We start from the raw sequence: 16,361 nt of genomic DNA, 5'->3' as shown, positions 1-16,361 counted from the left end.
GGAGGCCGCCACCGACCGAGTCCCGCGCTACGCGCCACCCCGCTACGGGCGGGGCGCGTAGCCGAGCCGGAAGGTGGCGGCCTCCAGCCGTGCCGGGTCCAGCCGCACCTCGGTCAGCCGCTCGGCGAGCGCGAACGCGGCCTCGGTGTGCAGGTCGCCGCGCTCGCCGTCCAGCCGGAAGCCACAAGCCGTCAGCAGCTCGGGGACGCCTGGGGCGTCGGCGTCCGTACCGTGCCGCTGGTCGGCGAAGAGCGGCTCGAACTGCAGCCGGCAGGCGCCCTGCTCCCACCAGTTGAAGTGGTCCACGGCGTTGGCGTTCCGGAAGTGCGAGACCAGCCGGGTGCCCTCGGCGAGGCGGGCGATGACCTGGGGCAGGCTGCCGAGGTAGCCGTACGGCTCGACCGCGAGCGCCCAGCCGTCGAGTTCGGTGACGGCGACGAGCAGCCGGTCCTCGTCCAGGTCGAACAGCTCCTCGTCCTCCCCGTCGTCGAAGGTCTCCCAGACGGCGACCACCGCTTCCAGCCCGGTCACCGCCCGGCCGGTCAGGGCGTCGAAGCGGCGCAGCAGTTCGTCGGCGGCCGTCCGCTGGACCTGGGTGAGGCAGTAGGCCTCGCCCAGGACGGGGTAGCGCTGTTCGAACCAGGTGTAGTCGGTGGCGTGTGCGGCGGTCATGCGGTGATGCTGTCAGACCCCACCGACAGCCGGCGCCCCGGCCCCGTGATCGGTCCGCCGCCCCGGCGGCTCAGCGCCAGACCGGCGCGTCCGTCCCCCAACGCCCGGGCGGGGTGTCCCAGTCGGTGGGTGCGCCGGCGTAGCCGATCGGCGGCAGGGCGTACCGCAGCCGCCCGTACGCCGAGTCGGTCTCGGTGAGCCAGCGCGCCGCCTCGTACCGGCCGGCATCCCGGCGCGGCGGGTCCGTCGGCTCGGCGGGGATGCCGTGCAGCAGCCAGGAGGCCGTGCCGGCGAAGGAGAAGCGCAGGTGGCGGCCGCCGGGGCGGTGGGTGCGCTGCTCGGTGAGGGCGCGCAGCACGGCGGCGGCGAGGAGGTAGCCGGTGCCGTGGTCGAGGGCCTGGGCGGGCAGCGCGCCGGGGTGGCCGTCGGGGCCGGCCTCGTGGGCGGCGATGCCGACGCCGGCCTGGACCAGGCTGTCGAAGCCGCGGCGGCCGGCCCACGGACCGGTCCAGCCCCAGGCGCAGATCTGGGCCAGGATCAGGTCGGGCCGGCGGGCGAACAGCGCTTCGGGGGCCAGCCCGAGGGCGTCGAGCGAGCCGGGGCGGTAGGCGTTGACGACGACGTCGGCGGTGTCGAGCAGTCGCTCGAAGGTGGCGCGATCGGCCGGGTCAGCGAGGTCCAGGCGGGTGGAGCGCTTGCCGAAGCCGGTGTCGGTGTGGGCGTCCTCGGCCTCGGGCAGCCGGGGCGAGTCGATCCGCAGCACGTCGGCTCCGAGCAGGGCGAGGGTACGGGTGGCGACCGGTCCGGAGATCACCCGGCTGAGGTCGAGGACCCGGATCCCGGCGGCGGGCCGGTCCGCCGGGGCGGCGGCGAGCGGGCGGGCCGACGCGGTGCCGATCTCCCTGCGCTCCACAAGGGGGTGTACGGACGCACGCACCGGCGCGACCGCTACCGCGAGCGCCCCCGCCTCGTACGCGCGCTCCTGCACCTGCTCGCCCGGCAGCTTGCCGAGCGCCTCGGCAAGTTGCTCGGGCCCGGCGTCGGGGGCGAGGTCCAGGACGGCGAGCAGCCGGTCGCGGTGGTGCGGGTAGTTGGCGTGGGTGCGGATCCAGCCGTCGGCGGTGCGCCAGAAACCGGAGAGCGGGGCGAAACCGACCGGCTTGCGGCCGTCGATCTCCAGGTGCCGCTCGCTGACGAAGGAGGTGGCGACCGCCCCCTCGTCCACCCGGACCGCGGGGACGGCCCCGCCGCCGCGGTGCGCGGCGAGTTCGGCCGCCGCCAACGAGCAGGCGGCCACGGTGGCCCGGGCGAGCCGGCCCACCGGGAGGCCGGAGGGCAGGCCGTCCCTCGGACCGTGGAAGGCCACCCGGTCCAGTAGGTCGGCCGGGCCGCCCAGGGCGGCCCAGACATCGGCGGTGGGGCGGTCGGCGGGCCCGTGCTCGGACGGTGTCGGACGATCGGTCATGCCGGGCATTGTGCTCCGCATCCGGCGTGCTCGCCGTGACGCAGGCCACCGCGCACTGCCGTACACCGCCGCACGCCACCGCGCGTCGCCCCACACGGCCGCGCGCCGGCAGCGGCCCGCACCCCGTCCGACGGCCCCGCCGGGCTGGATTCCCTTAGCTGGGTGTAGATCTGACGGGCAGTCGGGTGGACGTCCGCCGGGGCGCGCGACCGCCGGATAGGGTGCGAACGGCGGCCGACTCGGCCACCGCACGGGGCTGAGCCGCAAGGGGGCCACATGCACACGATCCGCCGTCTCGACCTGGGCTACATCGTCCGGCCGGCCACCGAGGTGGGCGGCCCCGAACCGCGGGTGGAGCCGGTGCTCGCGTACCTGGTCCGGAGCCCGGACGGGCTGCTGCTGTTCGACACCGGGATCGGCGCCGGCTCGCCGGAGACCGAGGCCCACTACCGGCCGGTCCGCCGCCCGCTGCCGGAGGCGCTCGCCGCAGCCGGCGTCGCGGTCGCGGACATCGACCTGGTGGTCAACTGCCACCTGCACTTCGACCACTGCGGCGGCAACCCGCTGTTCGCCGGGACGCCGGTCCTGGTCCAGGCCGGCGAACTGGCCGCCGCCCGGCGCGGCGGCCACACCATCGACGGGCTGGTCGACTTCCCCGGCGCCGTGCACCGCGAGCTCGACGGCGAGGTGGAGGTCTGGCCCGGCGTCCGGGTGCTGCCCACCCCCGGGCACACCGCCGGTCACCAGTCCCTGCTGGTCGAGCGGCTGGGTGACTGCACGGTGCTGCTGGCCGGGCAGGCGTACGACTTCGCCTCCGAGTACGGGCAGGCGGTGCTGGCGCGGCAGGCGGCACGGGAGGGGGTCGCGGCGCCGCTGCCCGGTTACCGGCCCTGGCTGGACCAGGTCACGGAGCACGCGCCGCGGCAGGTGATGTTCGCGCACGACCACGCGGTGTGGGAGCTGTCCGTCTAGCGCCGATGGTCCCGGCCGGCCCCGGCTGGCCCCGGCTGTTTCCGACCGGTTCCGGCCGGCTCCGACCGGCTCCGACGGAACGGCAATGGAAACGGCAGGGGCGCAGCGGGCCCGGCTGGATCAGAAGGTGAAGCGCAGCGAGCGGACCCGGTGGTCGAAGCTGGACGGGGCGAGCACCGGCTCGCCGACCGACCGCGCCCCGGGCAGCCGGGTGAACAGCTCGCGGAACAGCGCCTTCATCTCCTGCCGGGCCAGGTGCGCGCCGAGGCAGTAGTGCGGTCCGCCCCCGCCGTAGCCGAGGTGGGGGTTGGGGGTGCGGCTGATGTCGAAGGCCTCCGGGTCGGGGAAGACGGTCTCGTCCCGGTTCGCCGAGCCGTAGTACAGCGCGACCTTCTCCCCCGCCCGCAGCAGCGGGCCGCCCGGGCCGCCCAGCTCGTGGTCGACGGCGACGGTCCGGCGGAACTGGACGATCGGCGTGGAGTGGCGGACGATCTCGTCCACCGCGCCGTCGAGCCGTCCGTCCAGGTCGGCCAGCAGCAGTGCGCGCTGCCCGGGGTGCACGGTCAGCAGGTGCAGCCCGTGGGCGAGCGCGTTGCGGGTGGTCTCGACTCCGGCGACCAGCAGCAGGGAGAAGAAGGCGCCCAGCTCGCGGCCGGTGAGCCGGCGGCCGTCCAGGTCGGCGGTGACCAGGGCGGAGATCAGGTCCTCGGCGGGTCGGCGGCGGCGCTCGCGGCCGATCGCGGCGACGATGCCCTGCATCCGGGCGAGCGCCGCCAGCCCGCGCCCGGGCATCCGGAACCGGCGGCGCAGCGGGCGGCCCACGCCGACGTCCTCGGAGGTGCGGTTGACCAGTTCGAGGATGGTGCGGCGGGGGCGCTCCGGGACGCCCATCATGGTGCAGATCACCTGGAACGGGAGTTCGCCCGCGACCGCGCCGACGAAGTCCTCCGGCCGCTCGCGCTCGACCCCGTCCACCAGGGCGGCGGAGATGCGCCGGACGTCCTCCTCGACCCGGCCGAGCAGGCGCGGGGTGAAGGCCCGGGAGACGATCCGGCGCAGTTGGGCGTGCCGGGGGTCGTCGAGGTTGACCATCGAGTCGCCGAACAGCAGCCGCACCCACCGGGCCGGTTCGGGGGTGGTGACGCCGGGGCCGGAGCGGAACACGGCGGAGGTGCGGCTGGCCTCGACCACGTCGGCGTGCCGGACCAGGGCGTGGAAGCCCCGGCCGGTGGCACGGTCGCCGAAGTAGACCGGGGCGGGACGGCGGCGCAGTTCGGCGAAGGCGGCGGCGCGGGCGGGGGCGGGCAGCTGCCAGAAGCGGGGGTCGGCGAGGTCGGGGGTGCCTGGCGTCGGGGTGCCGAGCTCGGTCGGGGTACCGGGCTGCGTCGGGGTACCGGGCTGCGTCGGGGTGTCCATGGCCGTGCCTCCTGTTTCCGGTGCTTACGGTCTCCGGCGCTCACGGTCTCCGGCGGTTCCGGTGCCCGGCCGTTCCGGTGCCTCCGCTCGGGCGCCGTCCAGCGCCTCCGCTCGGAATCGTTCCGAATCGTTCGGACTGACCCCGATTCGTTCCGGCACGCACGATCCGTGGCCGAGTGTGCACTTTTAGTGAGCAGGAGGTGCGTGTGTCAAGCCGGATCGATTACTGCGTGAAACCGTGCTACAAGCGGCTGATCCGCCGACCTGACGGGCCGGGCATGTTCTCACGGACCGGAACCGGCCATCACCGGAGGGTGCGGTACGGGCGGGCCGTGGCGGGTGCGACGATGAGTGCCATCGTGATGACCGACCGGATCCGCCTGCTGCGCGCCGCGGTCTTCGCCGCGCTGTGCGTGGCGCTGGCCGCCACGGCGCACGTCGCCATGGCCGGGGCCGGAGCCTCCCCGCCGGTACTGCTCGGCGCCTTCGGGGCCGTCCTCGCACTGACCTGGCTGCTGGCCGGGAAGCGGCGCGGACTCGGGGTGATCAGCGTCTGGATGGTCGCGGCGCAGAGCGCGCTGCACCTGCTGTTCGAACACGCCGGGACGCTCGGCCGCGGCGGCGGTGGCCTCCGGCAACTGGCCGGCACGGACTGGGCCGCGCTGCTGCTCTGCAACCCGGACCGGACCGCCGGTGGGCTCTCCCCCGTCGAGCTGGCGCGGATGGCCGGCATCGACCCGGACGTGCCGCCGGCCGCCGACCGTCTGCACCCGATGGCCGGGATGCACCACGGGACGGCGGGGCCGGCCGATGGAACGGCCATGGACGTGGGGCTGCCCGGGATGACCGGCACGTCGCACGTCATGCCGACGGGGGCCGCCCACGGGATGACCGGCGGGATGTCTCCCGGAACGTCCGATGGGATGACCGATGGGATGACCGGCGGAATGGCGCACGGGATGTCCCACGGCATGTCGCCGGGGATGGCCCTCGCCCACCTGCTGGCGGCGCTCGCCTGTGCGCTGCTGCTCTGGCGCGGCGATGCCGCGCTGGTCCGGGTCTTCGAGTTGCTCGCCGCGCTCGGGGGCGTCGTCGCGGGGGCGCTACTGCTCCCGCTGCTGACGCTGGCCGCGCGGCCCTTCGGGCACCGGCCGCCGGCCGCGCCCCGGTCGGCCGACCGGCCGGCCCGGCTGCCCCGGTCGGTGCTGCTCACGCATGCCGTGGTCCGGCGCGGGCCGCCGGCGTTCGCCCTCGCCTGCTGACGCGCCCGACGCGCTCCTCCCCCTCCGGCCGGACTCCGGCCGCCTGCCGGGACCGCGGCGTCGGGTAGGTCGCCCTGCCGCGCCGTCGTGCCCCGCGCCGTCACTCCAGTGCCGTCGCGCCCCGCACCGCCGCGCCGACAGGGCTCGGGCCCGGGCCCGCGTCCGCCGCCATCCCCACGGGAGGTGCGGCGCGCCACGCGGCCGGCCCATGGACGCCTGCGGTGCCGCCGTGCGCGGCACCGCCCCTCGCCTTCCCCACGGGACCTTCCCATGCCTCACTTCGACCGCGCACCGGTTCCCACCGGCGCCAGCGTCCTACCGCTCCGGTGCCTCCGGCACGTTGCCCGGACCGCCCAGACCCGGACCGCCCAGACCCGGACCGTCCAGACCCAGCCGGGCCGACAGCCCGGCCGCCCACTCCGGTGCGGGCCCCTCGACGGCGGCGGCCCGTACCTGGGCGCGCAGGCGGTCGGCACGGTCCAGCCAGTCCCGGCAGCCGGTGCAGCGCGCCAGGTGCTTGTCCAGCCGGGCACCGGGCAGGCCACTCGGTTCGCCGTCGAGCCGGGCGGACAGAGCGGTACGGAACTGCGCGCATCTCATACCACCATCGTCCTGCATGGCGATCAGGCCGGGGCCGGCCGGGTCGGCGGCCGCCGTGGATGACGACCAGCTCACCGCGCTCGCGCTGACCGCCCGCTCGGGCCGGGCGGCGGACGTCGAGGCCTTCGTCCGGGCGACCCAGCGGGACGTCTGGCGCTTCGTCGCCCACCTCACCGACGTCCAGTCCGCGGACGACCTCGCCCAGGAGACCTTCCTGCGGGCGCTGCGCGGGCTGCCCGCCTTCGCCGGCCGCTCCTCGGCTCGCACCTGGCTGCTGTCGATCGCCCGGCGCACCGTGATCGACCGGTACCGGATGGCCGCCGCCCGGCCGCGCTGCGCCGCACTGCCGGACTGGCAGGAGGCGGCGGAACGGCAGGGCGGTACCCCGGCGGCCGGGTTCGAGGACGGGATCGCCCTCGGGGACCTGCTCGAACGGGTGCCCGCGCAGCGGCGGGAGGCCTTTGTACTGACCCAGGTGGTCGGCCTGAGCTACGCCGAGGCGGCCCAGGTCGCCGGCTGCCCGGTCGGCACCGTCCGCTCGCGGGTCGCCCGGGCGCGGGAGGAGTTGATAGCGCGCCTGCGGGCGGCCGAGGCCGGGGAGCTCGCGGCGGCCTGCTGAGCGGCGCCCTGCGCCGCCGAGTGGGGGGCGGCGGTGGGCGGCGGTGGGCTGCGGGGCACGCCGGGGCACGCGGACAACTGACGGCGAACAGATTTCAGATGACAGATGACAGATTTCAACTTCTGTCATCCGTTCGCCGTCGGCCGCCCGTCCGGAAAAATCCCCCAAGTGTTCGGAACCGGAGCCCTCCCGCCCCCGACTGCTGTACCGGACGCCGCCGCCGAGGCGGTGCCGGTACGGCAACGGGGGAACGGAGGACCTTCATGCGCGCACAAGACCCCTCGCCCACCGCTCATCTGATCACCGGTCAGATCGGACCGGTGGACCGGTGGAGCCTGGTCGTTGCCGCCGGACTGCTCTCGTTCGTCGCGATGCTCGACATGAACGTGGTCAACCTGGCACTCACCGATCTCGCCGCCGGCCTGCACGTCTCCGCCGGGGTCGCCCAGTGGGCCGCGCTCGGCTACCAACTCCCCCTGATAGCCCTGCTGTTGCCCGCAGGCCGGTGGCTGGACCAGGTCGGCACCCGACCAGCGCTGCTGCTCGCGGTCAGCTGCTTCGCGAGCTGCAGCGTGCTGGCCGCCCTCGCCCCGTGGGCGAGCTGGCTGATCGCGGCGCGGCTGCTGCAAGGCGCCTTCGGGGCCGTGCTGTTCGTGCTGATGCCGGTGCTGGCCGCGACCTCCGTCCGGCCCGAGCTTCGCGGGCGGGCGATGAGCGTGCCCGCGACGCTGGGGCCGCTGGGCGCCGTCACCGGCCCGGTGCTCGGTGGCCTGCTGCTGGACCACTTCGGCTGGCGGGCGGTCTTCCTGGTCAAGCTGCCGGTCTGCCTGGTCGCCGTCCTGATCGTGCGCCGGTACGCCCCGCGCAGCGGTCGGCTGCGCCTGCCCGAACGGGGTTCGATCGGCGACGCCGCCCTGATCGGCGCGGCGATGGCCGCCGTCCTGCTGGGCCTCACCCTCACGCCGACCGCCCCGCAGTGGCTGCTGCTCGCGCTGCCCGCCGCACCGCTGGTGCTGCTGTGGCTGCGCCGCCCGGGCGGGCGGCCGGTCGCCGAGGTGCTGCGGGCCGCCGGCACCACCGGGGTGAACGCCTCGGTGCTGGCGCTCGCCGCCGGTTTCGCGGCCTGCCAGTACCTGCTGGTCCAACACCTGCGCGGCCCGCACGGCGAGAGCGCCACCGCCACCGCGCTGACCATGCTGGCCTTCCCGCTCGGCATGGTGCTGGCCGGACGGGTCGGCGGGCGGCTGGCGGACCGCTGGGGCGCCCGACCGACGGCGCTCACCGGCGCCGCCGTCACCACCTGCGGCCTGGCGCTGCTCGTCCCGGTGGACACCGGCTGGTCCAGCGTGGACATCGCCGCCCGGCTCGCCCTGGCCGGCGCCGGCATGGGCCTCAACGGCGGCCCGACCCAGGCGCTGGTGATGACCGCCTCCCCCCGCGGGAAGCTCGCCACCGCCGGCTCCGCTGTCCAGCTCTCCCGCAGCCTGGGCTTCGCCCTCGGCCCGGCCCTGGCCACCGCCGCCGCCCTGGCGGGCGACCGCGCCACCACCGGCACCCATGTGGGCATCGCCCTGGCCGCCGCGGTCGCCGCCACCGCCGTGCCGCTGCTGGCGCTGCACCGCCGCCGTCCGCAGGCCTGAACCCCGAACCCGAACCCGAGCCCGGAACCCTGAGCCCCAAGCCCTCAGCCCCAAGCCCTGAGCCCCGAACCCTGAGTCCCGGGAACCCCCGGGAGCCGGGCCGAACAGACCCCACAGACTCATCCGCCTCACCGGAGGAAGCACACCCATGACCGACGTCACCCGCACCCCGGCCGCGCCCGAGGCCGCGTGCTGCCCGTACAACTACGGCCTCGACCCGCTCCCCAGCCCCGTCCCGTTGCACGGCTCCGCCTACAAGACCGACCCCTACCCCCTCTACCGCCGGATGCGCGAGGCCGGGCCGGTACACCGGGTGGAGTTCCCGAGCGGCATCCACGCCTGGCTGGTCACCGGCTACCAGGCCGCCCACGCGACCCTCAACGACGCCCGGCTCGGCAAGAACCACGCGCTGGGCAACGACAACTGGCGTCGGCTCGCGTCGATCATGCCCGAGCCCCAGCACTCCCAGCTCCAGGTCCACCTGCTGCACCAGGATCCGCCCAAGCACACCGTGATGCGCCGCCTGGTGCTGGACGCCTTCGCCCCGCGCCGGGTGGAGGCGCTGCGGCCGCGGCTGCAGGAACTCGCCGACCAACTGGTGGACGGACTGCCGCCCGTCGGCGGCGCCGATCTGGTGGCGGGCTTCGCGGCCCACTACCCCTTCCGGGTGCTGGCCGACGTCATCGGCCTGCCTGCCGAGTTGGCCGCCCGCTTCGACCGGGACTGGGGCAAGGTGGTGCAGCCGGTCGGCCCGCGGGACCCGGGCCGGCCGGCGTACGAGGCGCGACTGCGCGGGCTGCAGACGTACATCGCCGAGGTGGTCGCCCGCAAGCGCGCCGACTCCCGCTCCGCCGGTTGGGACGAGGGCGAGGACCTGCTCGGCCGGCTCGTCGCCGCCCACGACGCGGGCGAGTTGAGCCGCGAGGAGCTCGACTCGATCGTGTTCCAGCTGCTGGTCGCCGGGCAGGAGCCGGTCACCAACCAGATCACCACCATGCTGATCACCCTGCTGCGCCACCCCGAGCAGCTCGACGCACTGCGCGCGGGCCTCGACGAGCCCGGCCGACTGGCCCGGGCGGTGGAGGAACTGCTCCGCCACGACGCCGCGTTCGAGCTCACCACCTGGCGATTCTTCGCCGAGGACAGCGAGCTGTTCGGCACCACCGTGCCGGCCGGCGACTCGGTGATCGTCTCGCTCTGCGCCGCCAACCGCGACGACGCGCAGTTCCCGGAGGCCGACCGCCTGGACCTCGACCGCACCCCGAACGCCCACCTCGCCTTCGGCCACGGCATCCACTACTGCCCGGGCGCCGCCCTGGCCCGGGCCGAACTCCAGATCGCCGTCGGCACCCTGCTCGCCCGGCTGCCCGGACTGCGCCCCAGCGGTACGCCCGGGGCCGGCCTGGACGAACTCGCCTGGATCCCCGCCGTCCTGGCCCGCGGGGTGAACCGGCTGCCGGTCGCCTACGACCGGCGCAGCTGAACCCCGGCGCAGCCGCACACCGAGGCCGCTGAACTCCAGTGCGGCCGCACACCGGCCCGCCCGTCATCCACCAGCCCGTCACCATCCGTGGAGGAGATCCATCATGCCGCCCGTCGGCACCGCCCCCGTCGTCACCAGTGCCTCCGAGCAGCAGTCGCCCGCTCAGCTCGCCGCCCGCGTCCTGGGCCTGCTGCTTCCGCACCGTCGTGCCTCGGACCCGGAGTTCGCCGCCCGGCCCGAGCACTTCCCCTTCCAGCTCGCGCAGTTGGCGGACTACATCGAGGCCGGTGAGCCGATCGTGTTCACCCTGCCGGGCTTCCCCTGCAAGTCGCCGAACCCGGCCAAGGTGCTCGGCCATCTACCCGACGAGGGCGAGCGGTTGTCCCTGACCTTCCTCGACGACCTCTGCGGCCGGATCGGCCGGATCCACCGGCCCGGCGCCCGGATCCTGATCTGCTCCGACGGGCACGTCTTCGGCGACCTGATCAACGTCCCCGACGAGCACATAGACGAGTACTCGGACGAGTTGACCGCGATGATCCGGCGCGAGGGCCTCCGCCATCTGGGCACCTTCGACCTGCGGGCGGTGCTCGGCGACCTGCCGTACGACGAGAAGCGCGCCCTGGTGCACGAGCGGTACGCGCCGAGCGTCGAGGAGTTGCGCGAGCAGGTGGTGACCGAGCAGGAGACCCTGCGGCTCTACCGCGGCATCACCCGGTTCCTCACCGAGGACACCGTGGACTTCCCCGGCACCCGCTCCGCCCTGCAGCGGGACTGCCGTCGCCGCGCCTACGGGGTGATCCAGCGCAGCCGTGCCTGGGGTGAGTTGATCGCCGAGCAGCACCCCCGGTCGGTGCGGCTGTCGATCCACCCGCAGCCGGCCGGCGCGCCGAAGTTCGGCATCCGGCTGCTGTCGGCACCCGACGCCTGGATGACGCCCTGGCACTCAGCGGTGCTCCACCGGGCGGACAGCGGCTGGGAGTTGCGGCGCAGCGAGGAGGCGGCGCGGCTCGGTCGGCCGGTCCTGCGCGAGGGCCGGCCGAGCCACTACCAGGCCTACTGAACCACGGGCCGTTGCTGAACCACGGGCTGCCGCTGTGCCCCGGGCTGCTGCTGAACGCCGGGCTGCGGAGCAGCGGCGCCGGCCGGGGAGCGGTGGTCGAAGGCGATCAACGGGTCACCGGTGAGCGGGTGTTCGACCACCGCGGCGCGGACGCCGAAGACCTCCGCCAGCAGTTCGGCGGTCAGCACCTCCCGCGGCGCCCCGGAGGCCACCAGGGCGCCGCGGTGCAGCACGTGCAGGCGGTCGCAGACCGAGGCGGCGGCGTTGAGGTCGTGCAGCGCGACCAGTGTGGTGCGGCGCTGCTCCCGCAGCAGGGCGAGGAGTTCGACCTGGTGCCGGACGTCCAGGTGGTTGGTCGGCTCGTCCAGCACCAGGACGTCCGGCTGCTGGGCGAGCGCGCGGGCGAGCAGCACCCGCTGCCTTTCGCCGCCGGACAGTTGGGCGAACCGCCGGTCGGCGGCCCCGCTCATGCCGACCCGGTCCAGTGCCTCGGCGGTGATCCGGTGGTCCTGCGGGTCGTCGACCGCGAAGGCCCGCTTGTACGGGGTGCGGCCCATTGCCACCACCTCGCGCACGCTCAACTCGAAGTCCCCGCCGCGCTCCTGGGGCAGGGCCCCGATGTGCCGGGCGGACTGCGCGGGGCGCAGCCCGGCGAGGTCCCGCCCGGCCAGCAGGACTCTCCCGGCGCTCGGCCGCAGGTGCCGGTAGACGGTGCGCAGCAGGCTGGACTTGCCGCTGCCGTTGGGCCCGACCAGCCCGGCGATCTCCCCCTCCTCGGCGACCAGATGGACCCCGGCCACCACCGTGCGGCCGGCCAGGGCGACGCTCAGATCCTCGACGGCGATCCTCAACTGCGCTCCAGTCGTCGGTCCAGCAGGTAGAGCAGGGTGGGGGCGCCGAGGACGGCGGTGACCACGCCGATCGGCAGTTCCTGGCCGTCCAGGGCGGTGCGGGCCACGGTGTCCACGACGGTCAGCAGCACCGCCCCGGTGAGGGCGGACAGCGCCAGCAGGCGCCGGTGGTCGCCGCCGACCAGCAGCCGGCAGACGTGCGGCACCATCAGTCCGACGAAGCCGATCGCCCCGGAGACCGCGACCAGCACCCCGGTGAGCACGCTGGTGACGACGAACACCTCGCGGCGCAGCCGGGCCACGTCCACGCCGAGTCCGACGGCCGTCTCGTCTCCCATCAGCATCGCGTTGAGCCCCCGGGCGCGGGCCTGGAGCAGCGCCAGCCCGAGCGCCACAGCGGCGGTGGGGATGGCGAGTTGGGCCCAGACGGCGCCGCCGAGGCTGCCCATCAGCCAGAACAGCACGCCCCGGGTCTGCTGCTCGTCACTGGTCTGGAGGACGAGGTAGCTGGTGAGGCCGCCGAGGAACTGGGCGATGCCGATGCCGGCCAGCACCAGGCGCAGCGGGGAGAAGCCGCCGCCGCGCCGGGCCATCAGCCAGACCAGGGAGAACGCGGCGAGCGCACCGGCGAAGGCCGCCAGGGAGACGGTGAGGCCGAGCGCGCTGCCGAAGGAGAGTTCGAGGCCGAAGGCGGTGCCGAGGACGATGGTGGCGACCGCCCCGAGCGAGGCGCCGGAGGAGATGCCGAGCAGGTAGGGGTCGGCGAGCGGGTTGCGGACCAGGGCCTGGACGGCGGTGCCGACCAGGCCGAGCCCGGCACCCACCACGGCCGCCAACAGGGCACGCGGGACGCGCAGTTGCCAGACGATGAGGTCGCGGGTGCCGGGTTCGGGGGCTCGGCCGGTCAGATGGTGGACGACCACCGACCAGACCTCGCCGGGCGGGATGTCGACCGAGCCGAAGGAGACGGCGGCGGTCAGCGCGAGCACCAGGACGACCGCGAGCGCCCCGGCCAGCGGCCCGGCCCGCAGGGTGCGGGCCGGGCACCGGGCGTCCGGGGACTCGACTCGGGCTGCCGAAGTCACCTTCTACTGGCCGTTCTTGACGAGATCGGGGTGGATGGTGGCGGCGATCTGCCGGACCGCGTCGGCGTTGCGCACGCCCGCGATGGTGGTCATCTCGGAGCCGAGCCGCACGAAGTGGCCCTCCTGGACGGCCTTCAGGCCCTGGGTCGCCGGGAAGCCCCCCAGGAACGCCTCTGCGTCGTCGAAGGCCTTGCGGGTGGCCTCCTCGCTGCCCCGGTTTCGCACGGCCAGCTGGATCCAGTCCGGGTTCTTGGCGACGACGTCCTCCCAGGAGCCGGGCTTGAAGTCGGCGTCGCAGTCGGCGAACACGTTGCGGGCCCCGGCCAGGGTGATGACGGCGTTGGCCACCTGCCGGCCGCAGACGGCCGTCGGCTGCTTCGTCCCGGCGTCGAAGTCGAAGACGAAGTAGCCGGGCCGCTCGTCCTCCGGGACGCCGACGAGCGCGGTGCGGACCTCGCCGATCCGCTTCTCCATCCCGGTGACGAGTTCCTCGGCACGGGCGCCGGTGCCGGTGACGGCGCCGAGGCGGCGGATGTCCTCCTCGACCCCGGCGAGATCGGTGCGCGGAGCCGTGGCGGCCTTCGGGGTGCCGGCGCAGGCGGTGGAGAGCAGGTAGACGTGCTGGATGCCGGCCGCCGCGAACTCCGCTTCGGTGGGCCCGGTCGCGCCGCCCATCATCGGCATCGCGCCGAAGGTGTCGACGTAGAGGTCGGCGCCGGAGCCGAGCAGCTTCTCCTTGGGGACGGTCCTGTCGCCGAGCACCGGCACCTTGGCGCCCTGTTCGGCCAGCGCCGCCGGCAGGGTGCCCTTGCCGGGCGGGAAGCCGGTGCCGATCACCCGGTCGCCCGCGCCGAGTTGGAGCAGCATCTCCAGGCTCGCCGCGTTGCTGGTGACGATCCTGGCCGGGGCCTTGGCTATGGTCGTCTCCTTGCCCGCGCAGTCGGCGACCGTGACGGGGTAGCTCCCGGCCGGGCCTGGCTGGGCGGTGATGGCGGCGCCGGTGCCGCCACCGACGCTTCCGCCGCTTCCGCAGGCCGTGGCGAACAGAGCGACGGCGGCCGCGATACCGCAGACGACGCGAGGGCGCATGAGGACTCTCCTGGTCGGTGATCGTGCTGGAGCCCGTGCTGCGGACCCGGACAGGTAGTCGGACCCGGCCCGCGCCGGGTTCCCGGGACTTCCGGGTCTTCCTGACGTCCCCGCACGCGGGCGCCGCGCGTAGGGTGGCCGGATGGCCGACCCCACCGACCCGAGCGACCCCACCGGCTCGACCGACCCGGCCGACCTGACCGACCCGGCCGACGCACGTGACGACCTCGGCCTGCCCGTGCGCCTCGGCCCGCTCGCGCCGCGCCGGGTGGTCTCGCTGGTCCCCTCGCTGACCGAGGCCGTCGCCGCCACCGCGCCCGGACTGCTGGTCGGCGTCACCGACTGGTGCAGCCACCCGGCCGACTTGGCCGCGGCCCGGATCGGCGGCACCAAGAACCCCGACCTGCCGGGTGTCCTCGCGCTCGCCCCGGACCTCGTGATCGCCAACGACGAGGAGAACCGCCGCCCCGACCTGGACGCGCTGCGGGCGTCCGGGGTGCCGGTCTGGGTCACCGACATCCGCACCCTGGACGGCGCCTTCCGCTCGCTGGACCGGCTGCTCACCGTCGCCTGCCGGCTGCCCCGGCCGGCCTGGCTGGACGAGGCGGAGGCGGCCTGGCGCGACGTCCGGCCGGCGGCGGACGGCCCGCGGGCGATCGTGCCGATCTGGCGCCGCCCGTGGATGGTTCTCGGCCGCGACACCTTCGCCGGGGACCTCCTGCACCGGCTCGGCCTGCGGCTGGTCCACGCCGGGCACCCCGAGCGCTACCCGGCCCTGCCGCTGCCCGAACTGCGGGCGTGCCGGCCGGACCTGGTGGTGCTGCCGGACGAGCCGTACCGCTTCACCACCGAGGACGGCCCGGAGGCGTTCCCCGGCGTCCCCGCCGCGTTGGTCAGCGGACGGCACCTGACCTGGTACGGACCGTCCCTCGTGACCGCTCCGACCGTCCTCCGGCAGGCGATCGACCACCCGTTCGTCCAGGGCGGAACCACCGCGCCATAGGATGACCGCCACTCTCCGGGATCACCGGTGACAAGTGGGGGGACCACAGATGAAGTCGAGCTCCACCCGGCGGACCACCGTCCTGGTGTCCGTCGTCGCCGTCTCGACCGCCGTCCTGGCGGGCTGCGGCACCAAGAGCGCCGACAAGCACCCGGACGCGGCGCCGCCCACCACGCTCACGGCGGCCACCGCCACACCCGGCGACACCGCGAGCGCCAGCCCGTCCGCCGCCGCGTCACCGAGCGCCACGGCCTCCGCGAGCCCCGACGCCTCACACAGCCCGAGCGCCGGCCCGAGCAAGTCGGCGAAGGCCACGTCCAACGCCCAGCCGAGCAACGCCAAGGGCGCCGGCGCCAACGCGGCCGGCGCGCCCGCCACCCAGCCGCCGGTCGAGAAGCCCGCCATCCCCGCCCCGGTGCCGTCCGCCAAGCCCGGCGCCGTCGCCCTCCCGGCACCGCCCGCGCCGCCGGCCGGCCACGTACCCCCGCTGCAGAGCGGCTGCCAGCCCAGCAAGCCCCAGCCGGACGAGCCCAAGGCCTCGGTCGCCACCGCGCTCAGCTCGGCGGCCGGCCAGTCCCGGGTGCTCAACCTCAGCTCCGGCGGCACCGACAGGCTCCCGCCGCTGCCCGTCAACCTGGTCAAGGCGATCGCCTGGCAGGAGAGCGGCTGGCAGTCCGGCATCCTCGCCTGCGACGGCGGGATCGGCACCATGCAGGTCATGCCGAACACCGTCGCCTGGATGAACGGCAAGTACGGCACCACCTCCGACCCCAAGACGCTCGCCGGCAACGTCCAGCTCGGCGCCCAGCTGCTCGACTGGCTGATCGCCTACTACGGCGACTCCTCCTTCGGCGGCACGTACGACCTCTCCCCCGACCCGGCCACCGGCAAGACCCCGCTGCTGGATCTCGTCGTCTCGGCGTACAACGCCGGCGCGGGCAACGTCCACTACAACACCGTCACCGACCCGACCACGGGCGCGGTCGTCGGCAGCCTGGACATCCCGAACCCGAAGTACGTCTCCAACGTCAAGGCGCTGATGGCCTCCCAGCCCTGGAACCAGGCCGGCTGACGAACTCCGCCCCCAGCGGGGCCGGACGGCACAGGGCCCGGGACGCGAGTGGCGTCCCGGGCCCTGTGC

At 75.1% G+C, this 16,361-nt stretch carries 15 protein-coding genes; 8 read left to right on the top strand and 7 right to left on the bottom strand.

What is annotated here, in order from left to right; translation table 11 throughout:
- Positions 1-42 precede the first annotated feature (42 nt).
- The gene (locus ACFWIS_RS09830; RefSeq protein ID WP_380451134.1) at positions 43-672 is read right to left on the bottom strand and encodes a DUF6461 domain-containing protein; all 630 of its coding nucleotides are present in this window, start codon (positions 670-672) and stop codon (positions 43-45) included.
- A 70-nt stretch (positions 673-742) separates the two neighbouring features.
- Entirely contained in the window at positions 743-2,137 is a 1,395-nt protein-coding gene (locus ACFWIS_RS09825; protein ID WP_380451136.1) for a CoA transferase, read from the bottom strand.
- A 276-nt stretch (positions 2,138-2,413) separates the two neighbouring features.
- On the opposite strand from ACFWIS_RS09825, the gene ACFWIS_RS09820 reads away from it, so the two are divergent.
- Positions 2,414-3,109 (top strand): MBL fold metallo-hydrolase, encoded by a 696-nt coding sequence (locus ACFWIS_RS09820; RefSeq protein ID WP_380451138.1) that lies wholly within the window; start codon positions 2,414-2,416, stop codon positions 3,107-3,109.
- A 120-nt stretch (positions 3,110-3,229) separates the two neighbouring features.
- Here ACFWIS_RS09820 and ACFWIS_RS09815 read toward each other — a convergent pair whose 3' ends face one another.
- Entirely contained in the window at positions 3,230-4,525 is a 1,296-nt protein-coding gene (locus tag ACFWIS_RS09815; RefSeq protein ID WP_380451140.1) for a cytochrome P450, read from the bottom strand.
- A gap of 347 nt (positions 4,526-4,872) precedes the next feature.
- On the opposite strand from ACFWIS_RS09815, the gene ACFWIS_RS09810 reads away from it, so the two are divergent.
- Positions 4,873-5,787: a hypothetical protein gene (locus ACFWIS_RS09810; RefSeq protein WP_380451142.1), complete on the top strand. Its 915-nt coding sequence runs from the start codon at positions 4,873-4,875 to the stop codon at positions 5,785-5,787.
- Positions 5,788-6,102: 315 nt separating this feature from the next.
- On the opposite strand, the gene ACFWIS_RS09805 is transcribed toward ACFWIS_RS09810, so the two are convergent.
- Positions 6,103-6,387 carry a zf-HC2 domain-containing protein gene (locus ACFWIS_RS09805; RefSeq protein WP_380451144.1) on the bottom strand — a complete coding sequence of 95 codons (285 nt, stop codon included), beginning with the start codon at positions 6,385-6,387 and terminating at the stop codon, positions 6,103-6,105.
- 16 nt (positions 6,388-6,403) lie between these two features.
- Between ACFWIS_RS09805 and ACFWIS_RS09800 the strand changes: the two genes are divergently transcribed.
- The 4 genes from ACFWIS_RS09800 to ACFWIS_RS09785 all read left to right on the top strand — a co-directional run bounded on the left by ACFWIS_RS09800 (position 6,404) and on the right by ACFWIS_RS09785 (position 11,192).
- Complete coding sequence (locus ACFWIS_RS09800) at positions 6,404-7,006, top strand: sigma-70 family RNA polymerase sigma factor (protein ID WP_380451146.1); 603 nt, start codon at positions 6,404-6,406, stop codon at positions 7,004-7,006.
- A gap of 263 nt (positions 7,007-7,269) precedes the next feature.
- Positions 7,270-8,646, top strand: coding sequence for an MFS transporter (locus ACFWIS_RS09795; RefSeq protein ID WP_380451148.1), 1,377 nt, complete (start codon positions 7,270-7,272; stop codon positions 8,644-8,646).
- Positions 8,647-8,794: 148 nt separating this feature from the next.
- Complete coding sequence (locus tag ACFWIS_RS09790; RefSeq protein ID WP_380451150.1) at positions 8,795-10,129, top strand: cytochrome P450; 1,335 nt, start codon at positions 8,795-8,797, stop codon at positions 10,127-10,129.
- Between the two features lie 103 nt (positions 10,130-10,232).
- The gene (locus tag ACFWIS_RS09785) at positions 10,233-11,192 is read left to right on the top strand and encodes an L-tyrosine/L-tryptophan isonitrile synthase family protein (RefSeq protein ID WP_380451152.1); all 960 of its coding nucleotides are present in this window, start codon (positions 10,233-10,235) and stop codon (positions 11,190-11,192) included.
- Here the strand turns inward: ACFWIS_RS09785 and ACFWIS_RS09780 are convergent.
- Genes ACFWIS_RS09780 through ACFWIS_RS09770 form a run of 3 tightly spaced genes read right to left on the bottom strand, consistent with a single transcriptional unit; the run spans position 11,186 to position 14,217 of the window.
- Positions 11,186-12,043, bottom strand: coding sequence for an ABC transporter ATP-binding protein (locus ACFWIS_RS09780; protein WP_380451154.1), 858 nt, complete (start codon positions 12,041-12,043; stop codon positions 11,186-11,188). The genes ACFWIS_RS09785 and ACFWIS_RS09780 overlap by 7 nt on opposite strands.
- Entirely contained in the window at positions 12,040-13,128 is a 1,089-nt protein-coding gene (locus ACFWIS_RS09775; RefSeq protein ID WP_380451156.1) for a FecCD family ABC transporter permease, read from the bottom strand. The genes ACFWIS_RS09780 and ACFWIS_RS09775 overlap by 4 nt, the downstream gene beginning before the upstream one ends.
- 3 nt (positions 13,129-13,131) lie before the next feature.
- On the bottom strand, positions 13,132-14,217 hold the full coding sequence (locus ACFWIS_RS09770; protein WP_380451158.1) for an ABC transporter substrate-binding protein: 1,086 nt from the start codon (positions 14,215-14,217) through the stop codon (positions 13,132-13,134).
- Between the two features lie 142 nt (positions 14,218-14,359).
- Between ACFWIS_RS09770 and ACFWIS_RS09765 the strand changes: the two genes are divergently transcribed.
- Complete coding sequence (locus ACFWIS_RS09765; RefSeq protein WP_380451160.1) at positions 14,360-15,220, top strand: helical backbone metal receptor; 861 nt, start codon at positions 14,360-14,362, stop codon at positions 15,218-15,220.
- Between the two features lie 49 nt (positions 15,221-15,269).
- Entirely contained in the window at positions 15,270-16,292 is a 1,023-nt protein-coding gene (locus ACFWIS_RS09760; RefSeq protein WP_380451162.1) for a transglycosylase SLT domain-containing protein, read from the top strand.
- Positions 16,293-16,361: the final 69 nt, after the last annotated feature.

It is taken from the genome of Kitasatospora sp. NPDC127060 (assembly GCF_042724935.1).
In the GTDB taxonomy this organism is placed as follows: domain Bacteria; phylum Actinomycetota; class Actinomycetes; order Streptomycetales; family Streptomycetaceae; genus Kitasatospora.
The sequence above is the reverse complement of the archived record's forward strand: the minus strand, read 5'-3'. Positions and strand labels throughout refer to the sequence as shown.

Bases quoted from the DNA above. Each gene is read 5' to 3' on its own strand.
- ACFWIS_RS09830 (WP_380451134.1), bottom strand. From the start codon at position 672: ATGACCGCCGCACACGCCACCGACTACACCTGGTTCGAACAGCGCTAC.
- ACFWIS_RS09825 (WP_380451136.1), bottom strand. From the start codon at position 2,137: ATGACCGATCGTCCGACACCGTCCGAGCACGGGCCCGCCGACCGCCCC.
- ACFWIS_RS09820 (WP_380451138.1), top strand. From the start codon at position 2,414: ATGCACACGATCCGCCGTCTCGACCTGGGCTACATCGTCCGGCCGGCC.
- ACFWIS_RS09815 (WP_380451140.1), bottom strand. From the start codon at position 4,525: ATGGACACCCCGACGCAGCCCGGTACCCCGACGCAGCCCGGTACCCCG.
- ACFWIS_RS09810 (WP_380451142.1), top strand. From the start codon at position 4,873: ATGAGTGCCATCGTGATGACCGACCGGATCCGCCTGCTGCGCGCCGCG.
- ACFWIS_RS09805 (WP_380451144.1), bottom strand. From the start codon at position 6,387: ATGAGATGCGCGCAGTTCCGTACCGCTCTGTCCGCCCGGCTCGACGGC.
- ACFWIS_RS09800 (WP_380451146.1), top strand. From the start codon at position 6,404: ATGGCGATCAGGCCGGGGCCGGCCGGGTCGGCGGCCGCCGTGGATGAC.
- ACFWIS_RS09795 (WP_380451148.1), top strand. From the start codon at position 7,270: ATGCGCGCACAAGACCCCTCGCCCACCGCTCATCTGATCACCGGTCAG.
- ACFWIS_RS09790 (WP_380451150.1), top strand. From the start codon at position 8,795: ATGACCGACGTCACCCGCACCCCGGCCGCGCCCGAGGCCGCGTGCTGC.
- ACFWIS_RS09785 (WP_380451152.1), top strand. From the start codon at position 10,233: ATGCCGCCCGTCGGCACCGCCCCCGTCGTCACCAGTGCCTCCGAGCAG.
- ACFWIS_RS09770 (WP_380451158.1), bottom strand. From the start codon at position 14,217: ATGCGCCCTCGCGTCGTCTGCGGTATCGCGGCCGCCGTCGCTCTGTTC.
- ACFWIS_RS09765 (WP_380451160.1), top strand. From the start codon at position 14,360: ATGGCCGACCCCACCGACCCGAGCGACCCCACCGGCTCGACCGACCCG.
- ACFWIS_RS09760 (WP_380451162.1), top strand. From the start codon at position 15,270: ATGAAGTCGAGCTCCACCCGGCGGACCACCGTCCTGGTGTCCGTCGTC.